The 8,803-nt window shown below is 75.0% G+C and carries 7 protein-coding genes; 3 read left to right on the forward strand and 4 right to left on the reverse strand.

The window, feature by feature from the left end; translation table 11 throughout:
* Positions 1-182: 182 nt before the first annotated feature.
* On the reverse strand, positions 183-650 hold the full coding sequence (locus AC5FZL_RS13355; RefSeq protein WP_493619371.1) for a universal stress protein: 468 nt from the start codon (positions 648-650) through the stop codon (positions 183-185).
* A gap of 107 nt (positions 651-757) precedes the next feature.
* On the opposite strand from AC5FZL_RS13355, the gene AC5FZL_RS13360 reads away from it, so the two are divergent.
* Both AC5FZL_RS13360 and AC5FZL_RS13365 read left to right on the forward strand, forming a co-directional pair.
* The gene (locus AC5FZL_RS13360; RefSeq protein WP_493619372.1) at positions 758-1,378 is read left to right on the forward strand and encodes a TetR/AcrR family transcriptional regulator; all 621 of its coding nucleotides are present in this window, start codon (positions 758-760) and stop codon (positions 1,376-1,378) included.
* 19 nt (positions 1,379-1,397) lie between these two features.
* On the forward strand, positions 1,398-3,113 hold the full coding sequence (locus tag AC5FZL_RS13365) for an MDR family MFS transporter (protein WP_493619374.1): 1,716 nt from the start codon (positions 1,398-1,400) through the stop codon (positions 3,111-3,113).
* 55 nt (positions 3,114-3,168) lie between these two features.
* Here AC5FZL_RS13365 and AC5FZL_RS13370 read toward each other — a convergent pair whose 3' ends face one another.
* Genes AC5FZL_RS13370 through AC5FZL_RS13380 form a run of 3 tightly spaced genes read right to left on the reverse strand, consistent with a single transcriptional unit; the run spans position 3,169 to position 6,445 of the window.
* Positions 3,169-4,584: an MFS transporter gene (locus tag AC5FZL_RS13370; RefSeq protein WP_493619375.1), complete on the reverse strand. Its 1,416-nt coding sequence runs from the start codon at positions 4,582-4,584 to the stop codon at positions 3,169-3,171.
* Positions 4,581-5,684 carry a Gfo/Idh/MocA family protein gene (locus AC5FZL_RS13375; RefSeq protein WP_493619376.1) on the reverse strand — a complete coding sequence of 368 codons (1,104 nt, stop codon included), beginning with the start codon at positions 5,682-5,684 and terminating at the stop codon, positions 4,581-4,583. Before AC5FZL_RS13375 ends, AC5FZL_RS13370 begins: the two co-directional genes overlap by 4 nt.
* Entirely contained in the window at positions 5,681-6,445 is a 765-nt protein-coding gene (locus AC5FZL_RS13380; RefSeq protein WP_493619377.1) for a sugar phosphate isomerase/epimerase family protein, read from the reverse strand. The genes AC5FZL_RS13375 and AC5FZL_RS13380 overlap by 4 nt, the downstream gene beginning before the upstream one ends.
* 160 nt (positions 6,446-6,605) lie before the next feature.
* Between AC5FZL_RS13380 and AC5FZL_RS13385 the strand changes: the two genes are divergently transcribed.
* Positions 6,606-8,803 (forward strand): SpoIIE family protein phosphatase (locus AC5FZL_RS13385; RefSeq protein WP_493619378.1); only part of this gene is annotated, 2,198 nt, incomplete at its 3' end.

The raw sequence follows: 8,803 nt of genomic DNA on the forward strand, positions 1-8,803 counted from the left end.
CCGTAACCGATCCGAACCCCCGGGTCAAGACCCAGGGAATCGCTCCCGGAACCGCTGCGGTGGAACAACCATACCTGCTCGTGCGGGGCCCTGCGACCACCCCTCGGGGTCGGCGGCGAGGGCCACCGGTCGGCTGCTCCGGGGGAGGCAACGGGGTGGGCCCGCGCGGTGTTCCCGCAGGCTCAGCGGACCACGATCACCGGGCAGTGGGCGTGCGCGACGGACTGCAGCGCGACGGAGCCCAGGACGAGGCTGGTGAAGCCTCCGCGCCCGCGGGAGCCGAGGACGACGACGTCGCACGTCTTCGACGCCTCGATCAGGGCCTGCGCTGACGGGCCGTGGACCACGTGGACCTCGACGGGCACCCCGCACTCCTCACCGCAGATCCCGCGCAACCGCCGGCGCTCGGCCTCCAGCGTGCCCTGCTCGAACTCGCGCAGGCTGGGGACGTAGCCGGAGGCGGCGCCGGGCGGGCGCACCGCGGAGCTGATCGTCCAGGCGCGGAGCACGTGCAGCGCCGTGCCGCGGCGCCGCGCCTCCTCCAGCCCGAAGAGGATCGCCTTGCGCGCACCGTCGGACCCGTCGTCACCCACGACCACACCACCGTCGGGCGAGACCCGCTCCACCACGTCGTGCTCACCGGTGTCCATGCCCGATCATCCCGCAGCGGGCGGCTCAGGAACAGCGCTGGGCCGGAGGAGCGACGGCGCGGCCGTCGTCCCACCGAAACGTTGCACGTCGTGCAAGAATGCATGACGTGCACGAATCTGCGAGCGGTGGCCTGCGCGAGGCGAAGAAGGCGGAGACCCGCCGGCAGCTCAGCGCCGCCGCCCGCGCCCTCGCCCGCGCGCACGGGCTCGACGGCGTCACGGTCGAGCTCGTGTGCGCCGAGGTGGGGGTGTCCGTGCGCACCTTCTTCAACTACTTCGAGTCGAAGGAGTCGGCCGTCCTCGGCGACGAGCCGCCGGTCGGGACGCCGGTCGCACGCGCGGCGTTCCTCGACGGCGGCCCCACGGGAGACCTGCTGGCGGACCTCGTGGCCCTGCTGGACCCGTCCGCGACGGTCGCCCACGAGGGGCGCGCGGGCCTGCGCGCCTCCCTCGAGCTGGCCGAGCGCGAGCCGCGGCTGCTGGCCGCGCACCTGGCGCGCCAGATGGCGCACGAGCAGGAGATCGCCCAGCTCGTCGCTCAGCGCCGCGGCCTGCCGGCCGCGGACGCGAGCTGCCGGTGCGCGGCCGCCGTCGCGCACGCGGTCGTCCGCAGCGCCTGCCACGAGTGGCTCGAGGCCGTGGACGGATCCGCCCTGCACGACCACCTGGACCGGGCCCGCGCCGACGCCGCCGCAGCCCTGAGCACCACCCCCGACGTCCGACGCTGACCGCCACCCGAGGAGCCCCGTGCCCACCGCCCCCACCCCCACCCCGACCGCGCCGCCCGGCGCGGCCCCGATCGTCCTCACCCGCCGCCGGATCAACCTGATCTTCTCGGCGCTGGTGGCGGGCATGCTCGTCTCCAGCCTCGACCAGACGATCGTGTCCACCGCGATGCCCACGATCGTCGGCGACCTCGGCGGCGTGTCCCACATGGCGTGGGTGACGACCGCCTACCTGCTGGCGAGCACGCTCGTCATGCCCATCTACGGCAAGTTCGGCGACCTGTGGGGACGCCGGACCCTGTTCCTCGTCGCGATCGGCCTCTTCACCGCGGCGAGCGTCGGCGCGGCGCTGGCCACGAACTTCACCGCGTTCGTCGTCTGGCGCGGGATCCAGGGCCTCGGCGGCGGCGGGATGATGATCCTGGCGCAGGCGATCATCGCGGACGTCGTCCCGGCCCGTGAGCGCGGCAAGTACATGGGTCCGCTCGGCGCGATCTTCGGCCTCTCGGCCATCGCGGGGCCCCTGCTCGGCGGCTACTTCACCGACCACGACAGCCTCGGCTGGCAGTGGGCCTTCTGGATCAACGTCCCGATCGGGCTGGCCGCCATCGCCATCGCCTGGTTCGCCCTGAGCCTGCCCCGCAAGCACAGCACCGCGCGCCTGGACTACGCCGGCGTCGTCGCGCTGTCCACCACCACGGCCTCGCTGATCTTCTTCACCGACTTCGGCGGCCGCGAGGGCTGGGGCTCCTGGCAGGCGCTGAGCCTCATGGCCGTCTTCGCCGTGGCCGTGATCGCCTTCGTGCTCATCGAGCTGCGCGCGGAGGAGCCGATCATCCCGATGGGGCTGTTCCGGAACCGCACCTTCGTCGTGGCCACCGCTCTGGGAGCCGCTGTCGGGCTCGGCATGTTCTCCGCGATCGCCTTCCTGCCCACCTTCCTGCAGATGGCCTCTGGCACCTCGGCGGCCGACTCGGGCCTGCTCATGCTGCCGATGATGGGCGGCCTGTTCATCACGGTCATCGGCTCGGGCATCGCCACCTCGCGGACCGGCCGGTACAAGGTCTTCCCGATCGCGGGCGTGCTCGTCGTGGCCGCCGCGATGCTGTGGATGACGACGCTGTCCGGCTCCACGCCGGTGTGGGTCGTCGGCGTGCAGCTCTTCGTCATGGGGCTCGGCCTGGGCCTGATCATGCAGATCGTCGTGCTGGTCGCCCAGAACGCCGTGGCCGCCCGGGACCTCGGCACCGCGACCGCGACGAACAACTACTTCCGCGAGGTGGGCGCCACGCTCGGCGTCGCGGTGTTCGGCACCATCTTCACGAACCGGCTGGCCGAGAACCTCGGGGGCGCGCTGAGCGCCAACGCCGCGGAGGCCGCGGCAGCGGGCATCACCTCCCCCGACAGCCTCGTGCCCACGCTCGTGCACGCCGCCGGGGAGCCGCTGCGCACGGCCATCGTCGGCGCCTACGCCGACGCCCTGGCGCCGGTGTTCGGGTACCTGCTGCCGGCCTTCGCGGTCGCCCTGGTGCTCGCCCTGCTGCTCAAGGAGATCCCGCTGTCCGACGTCGCCGGGATGGTCGCGCGCGGTGAGGCGGTCTACGACGAGGCGGACCTGCCGGCGCCCGCGGTGGCCGCCGGGGGCGCCGACGCCGAGCCCGCGGTCGTCGCGCCCGCGCCGGCCGGGGACCGCGTGGAGCACGAAGCCGCCCAGGAGGGCGAGCACGCGGGTCGCTGACCAGGCGGTGGCGAGGGCGGGGCCCCGGGGCGCGTGCTCCGGGGCCCCGCCTCCGCTACCGCTGCCTCGAGGACCGGCTGCCGCCGCGGACCGCCGCCCCGGCCTCCGGGTGGAGCCTCGTCGCCACCGCGGTCGCCGCGAGCGCCACCGCGGCGAGCAGCACGAACGCGGCGGTGTAGGCGCTGGCGTCGGTCGGGCTGCCCGGCAGCAGGCCGCCCAGCGGCTCGCCGGCGCGCAGGGCCACGGTGGCGGCGGCGACCCCGAAGGCCGCGCCCAGCTGCTGGGCGGTGGCCGCGAGGGTGTTCGCGTCGCGCATGCCCGCGACCGGGACGTCGCTGAACGCCACGGTGTTGTAGGCGGTGAACCCCACCGAGCGGGCCACGCCGCTGAGCACGCACAGCGCCGCGGTCACCACCAGGGGCGTGGCGGCGGTGACGGCGCCCAGCGCCACGAGGCTCGCCGCCACGCCCGCCGTCGAGGCGAGCAGGACGGCGCGGAAGCCGTACCGCCGCAGCAGCCAGCTCGTGGCCGGCTTGATCGCCACGTTGCCCACGAACACGAAGAGCACGACGGCTCCCGCCCGCACCGGGCTCCACCCGAAGACGTCCTGGAAGAGCAGCGGCAGCAGGAACGGCGCCGCGCCGACCGCGATCCAGAACAGCGAGCTGCCCGTCACCGAGGCCCGGAAGGTCGCCACGCGCAGGGAGCGCAGGTCCACCAGGGGCGCCTCCGCGCGCAGCAGGTGCAGCACCGCCCACGCGGTCAGCGCGAGCGCGCCCACCCCCCAGGCCACCGTCGGCCCCCACGGGGTCGCCGGCTCCGAGAGGAGGTGGGCGGTCCACGCCAGCCCGCCGAGGCCCGCGCAGGTGAGCAGGACCCCGAGCCGGTCGAGCGGCTGGGGCTGCTCGCGCGGCGGCTCAGGGAGCAGCCGCCACGCCACGACGAGGGCCAGGGCCCCCAGGGGCAGGTTGACGAGGAAGATCCAGTGCCAGGACGCGTAGGTGGTCAGCGCCCCTCCGACGAGCGGGGCCACCACCGGCGCGAGCAGCCCCGGCCAGGTGATCCAGGCGACCACGCGCATGAGGTCGCCCTTGTCGGCCCTGGCCAGGACGACGAAGCGCCCGACCGGCACCATCATCGCCCCGCCGGCGCCCTGGACGACGCGCAGCGCGACCAGCTGCACGAGGTCGGTGCTCAGCGCGCACGCCAGGGACGCCAGCGTGAAGACGACGATCGCCGAGAGGAACACCCGCCGGGCGCCCCAGCGGCGCGCCATCCACCCGCTGACCGGGATGAGAACCGCCAGCGTCAGCAGGTAGGAGGTGACCACCAGGCCGATCGAGGTCGTCGGCACGTCCAGCGACCGGGCCATCGCCGGTGCCGCCGTGGCGACGATCGTGCCGTCCAGGTTCTCCATGAAGAGGCACCCGGCGACGAGCAGCGCGACGTCGCGGTCCCGCCGGCTGATCACTCCAGGGTGGCGGCCGTGGGGTCCCAGTCCTCGGGCAGCGCCGGCGCGACGTCCACCGAGCTGGCGATGTCGACCGGGGCCCGGCTCGTCCCGGACTCGATGGTCGCCACCATGACGTCGAGCACGTGGAAGGCCAGCTCGCCGGAGGCCCGCTCCGGCACGCCGGCCCGGATCGCGCGCGCCAGCTCGAGCACGCCCGTGCCGCGGGTCGAGGTCGATCCGGTCGAGGGCAGGCTGACCGGCTCGTCACCGCCGTCGTGCACGAGAAGCTCGCCGTCGAAGGTGTTCGGGTCGGGGACCACGAGGGTGCCCTCGACGCCGGCGACCTCGAACTGCGTGCGCCGCAGCTTGGAGTCGAAGCTGAAGACGCTCTGCGCGGTCTGGCCGCTGGCGAACTCGTACAGGGCGCTGACGTGGGTGGGGACGGTGACCGCGAACTCCTCCCCGGCGCGGGGGCCGGAGCCGATGGTGCGCGTCGCCTTCGCCTGCGAGGTCGCGGCGCTGACCCGGACGATCGGGCCGAACAGCTGGACCAGGGCGGTCAGGTAGTACGGGCCGATGTCGAACAGGGGCCCCGCGCCCTCCTGGAAGAGGAAGTCGGGGTTCGGGTGCCAGGACTCCGGCCCGGGGCTCTGCAGGAGGGTCAGCGCCGTGAGCGGCGCGCCGATGCGCCCGGACTCGACGAGGCGGCGCGAGCTCTGCAGCCCGGCGCCGAGGAAGGTGTCCGGGGCCGTGGCGACCCGCAGGCCGGCCGCGTGGGCGGCCTCGAGCAGCTGCTGGCCGCTCTCGCGGTCCAGGGCGAACGGCTTCTCGCTCCAGACGTGCTTGCCCGCGGCGAGGCACTGCAGCGCCACCTCGACGTGCACCGCGGGGATCGTGAGGTTGACGACGACCTCGATCGCGTCGTCCGCGAGCAGCTCGGCGACCGACCCGGAGCCGGGCACGCCGAACTCCTCAGCCCTGGAGCGAGCGCGCTCCTCGTCGAGGTCGGCGACGAAGCGCACGTCCAGGTCGGGGAAGGCCGTGAGGTTGGTCAGGTACTGGCTGGAGATGACGCCGGCGCCGATGACGCCGACGCCGACGCGCCCGCTGCCGCTCATGCGAGGCCCTGCGCGGTCAGCCACGCGAAGCTGTCGGCCACGGCCTGGAAGCGGTCGCCCCGGGAGTCGTCGAGCTCGATGACGCGCAGCGCGGAGGGCGCCGCCTCGATGATCTCGCGGATGGGCAGGCTGCCGCTGCCCACGGCGACCTGGTCCTTGTTCTCCGCGGTCGCCGGCCCGTCCTTGACGTGCAGCGCCTCCACGCGGTCCCCGAGGCGCCCGAGCAGGGCCACCGGGTCCTGGCCGCCGACGGCCGCCCAGTAGGTGTCGACCTCCAGGGCGACGCCGTCGTCGAGGGCGGCGGCGAAGACCTCCAGGGCCGTGGTGCCGTCCAGGACGCTCTCGAGCTCGTGGGCGTGGTTGTGGTAGCCCACGCGGACGCCGTGGCGCGCGGCGATCCCGGCGGCGGCGTTCAGCGCGGCCGCCGTCTTCTCGACGTCCTCCCGGGAGCCCCAGCGCGCGCGCTCGACGTGCGGGTCGATGAGCGTGGCGATGCCCAGACCGGCAGCGGTCGCGAACACGGTCTCCAGCTCCTCGGCCGTGGCGTCGAGGTAGCGCTGGTGCGCGGTGGGCGCGCCGAGCCCGGCGGCGGCCAGGCCCTGCCCCAGCGCCTCGGCGTTGTCCATCACGCCGAACGGCTCGACCAGGGTGAAGCCGAGGTCGGCCAGGCGCTGCAGCGTGCCCGGCAGGTCCTCGGCCAGCAGCTCGCGCACGGTGTACAGCTGCACAGAGAGCTGCGCGGACGGTCGTGGCTCGCTCACGGTCCTCCTCATCGAGTGGCGCGCGGCACAGCACTGCCGCGCAGAACCATCTAAGCAGGCCCGCCCGCCAGCGCGACCGCGCCTGCTCGGCGTCCGTCGGCGATGATGGAGGGCCGCCGCCGGACGGGTCGACCGCGGCGGCAGAGCCGAGGAGGAGCACGTGCCAGATCGCCGGGACGACGCCAGCGGGGCCGGCGTCGACGACGCGGCGCTCTGGGAGGCCCCCCTCCTGGGCGCCGCCGAGCTGCCCGCCGACGCCGTCCCGCTGGACGCCGAGGCGGCGCGCCGGGAGCTGCTGGAGCTGGCGACCACGGCCGCGGGCATCGGGACCTTCGACTGGGACCTCGTCGGCGGCGCCCTGGGCTGGGACCGGCGCCTCATCGAGCTGTTCGGCTACGAGTCCGGCGACTTCGACCAGTCCTTCGCGGGGTTCAGCGCCCGCCTGCACCCCGAGGACCAGGCGCGGGTCACCGCCGACCTGCGTGCCGCGATCGAGGCCCGCGGGGAGTTCAACTCCGAGTACCGCATCGTCCTGCCCGACACCCGCGTGCGCTGGATCGGCGCTCGCGGGCGCGTCCTGGCCGACGAGAGGGGGACGCCGGTCCGCCTGCTCGGCGCTGCGTGGGACGTCACCGCTCACCGCGAGGCCGACGCGCGCCTCGCGGTGGTGCTCGAGTCGATGTCCACCGCCTTCTTCTCGCTCGACCCCTCCTGGCGCTTCACGTACGTGAACCCCCAGGCCGAGACCGTCCTCGGCCGCTCCCGGGCCGAGCTGCTGGGCGGCGAGGTGTGGGAGCTGTTCCCCGCCGCCGTCGGGTCGGACTTCGAGACGCACTACCGCCGCGCGATGGACACCGGGGAGCAGGTGGCCTTCGACGCCTACTACCCCGCGCCGCTGGACGCCTGGTACGAGGTGCGGGCCTGGCGCAACCCCGAGGGTCTGGCGGTCTACTTCCTCGACGTCACCGCCCGGCGGCGGCTGCAGGAGCGCACCGAGCAGGAGGCCCGCCAGGCGGCGCTGTTCGACCGGATCACCGAGGAGCTGGTCGCCACGCTGGACCCCGCGGAGGGCGCCGAGCGCCTGGTGCGGCTCGTGGTCCCCGGGCTGGCCGACTGGGGCATCGTCACGCTGCTGGACGACGACCAGCAGGCCGGCCGCCGGCGCGGGCTGCGCCACGCCGCCGCGCGCCACCGCGACCCGGCGCTCCAGGAGGCGGCCGAGACCTACGCCCGCACGCGCCTGGCCGCCCTCACCGACGACTCCCTGTTCGTGCGCGCCATGGAGAGCGGCCAGCCGCAGCACCTGCGGTCCGGCGCCACCACCGCGGCGCTGGGCATGATGCGGCCCGGCCCGGTGCGCGACGTGCTCGCCCGGCTGGCGCCGGAGGCCGTCGTCGTCCAGCCCCTGCGCGGTCGTGAGGGACCCGTGGGCCTGCTCACGCTCTGCACCGGCGCCGAGCGGGGCCCCTTCGGCGACGCCGACCTGACGACGATCGCGCGCGTCGCCGACCGCGCGGGCGTCATGCTCGACAACGCCCGGCTGTACCGCCAGCAGCGCGACCTGGCCGAGGGCCTGCAGCGCTCCCTGCTCACCGCCCCGCCCGAGCCCGACCACTCCCAGGTCGTCGTGCGCTACGTCCCGGCCGCCGAGGCCGCGCAGGTGGGCGGGGACTGGTACGACGCCTTCCTCCAGCCCGACGGCGCCACGATGGTCGTCATCGGCGACGTCGTCGGCCACGACACCCGCGCCGCTGCGGCCATGAGCCAGGTGCGCACCCTCCTGCGCGGGATCGCGGTGGCCACCGGCGAGGGCCCGGCGCACGTGCTGCGCAAGGTCGACGAGGTGATGGAGACGCTCCAGGTGGGCACGACCGCCACCGCCGTCGTCGCGCGCCTGGAGCAGGACGCCAGCGAGCGCGCCCGCGGCGTGACGCGCCTGCGCTGGTCCAACGCCGGCCACCCCCCGCCCATGGTCATCAGCGCGGACGGGACCGTCACGGCGCTGAGCGGCCTGACCTCCGACCTGCTGCTCGGCGTCCTGGCCGACACCTCCCGCCGCGAGTCCGAGGTCGCCCTCGACCGCGACGCCATCGTCCTGCTCTACACCGACGGGCTCGTCGAGCGCCGCGGGCAGTCCCTCGAGGACGGCCTGGTCAAGCTCCAGGAGACCCTCGAGGAGCTCGGCCACCGCGACGTGGACGACCTGTGCGACGAGGTGCTGGCCCGCATGCTGCCGAGCCGCCGGGAGGACGACGTCGCCCTCGTCGCCGTGCGGCTGCACCCCCAGGACCTGCCGCGCCCGCCCGAGGCCGGCCCCCAGCGCGTGCCGCCGGGCATCGCGCCGAGCCCCGACGTCGT

The sequence above is a fragment of the Quadrisphaera sp. DVD1 genome (assembly GCF_058932755.1).

Bases quoted from the DNA above. Each gene is read 5' to 3' on its own strand.
- AC5FZL_RS13355 (WP_493619371.1), bottom strand. From the start codon at position 650: ATGGACACCGGTGAGCACGACGTGGTGGAGCGGGTCTCGCCCGACGGT.
- AC5FZL_RS13375 (WP_493619376.1), bottom strand. From the start codon at position 5,684: ATGAGCGGCAGCGGGCGCGTCGGCGTCGGCGTCATCGGCGCCGGCGTC.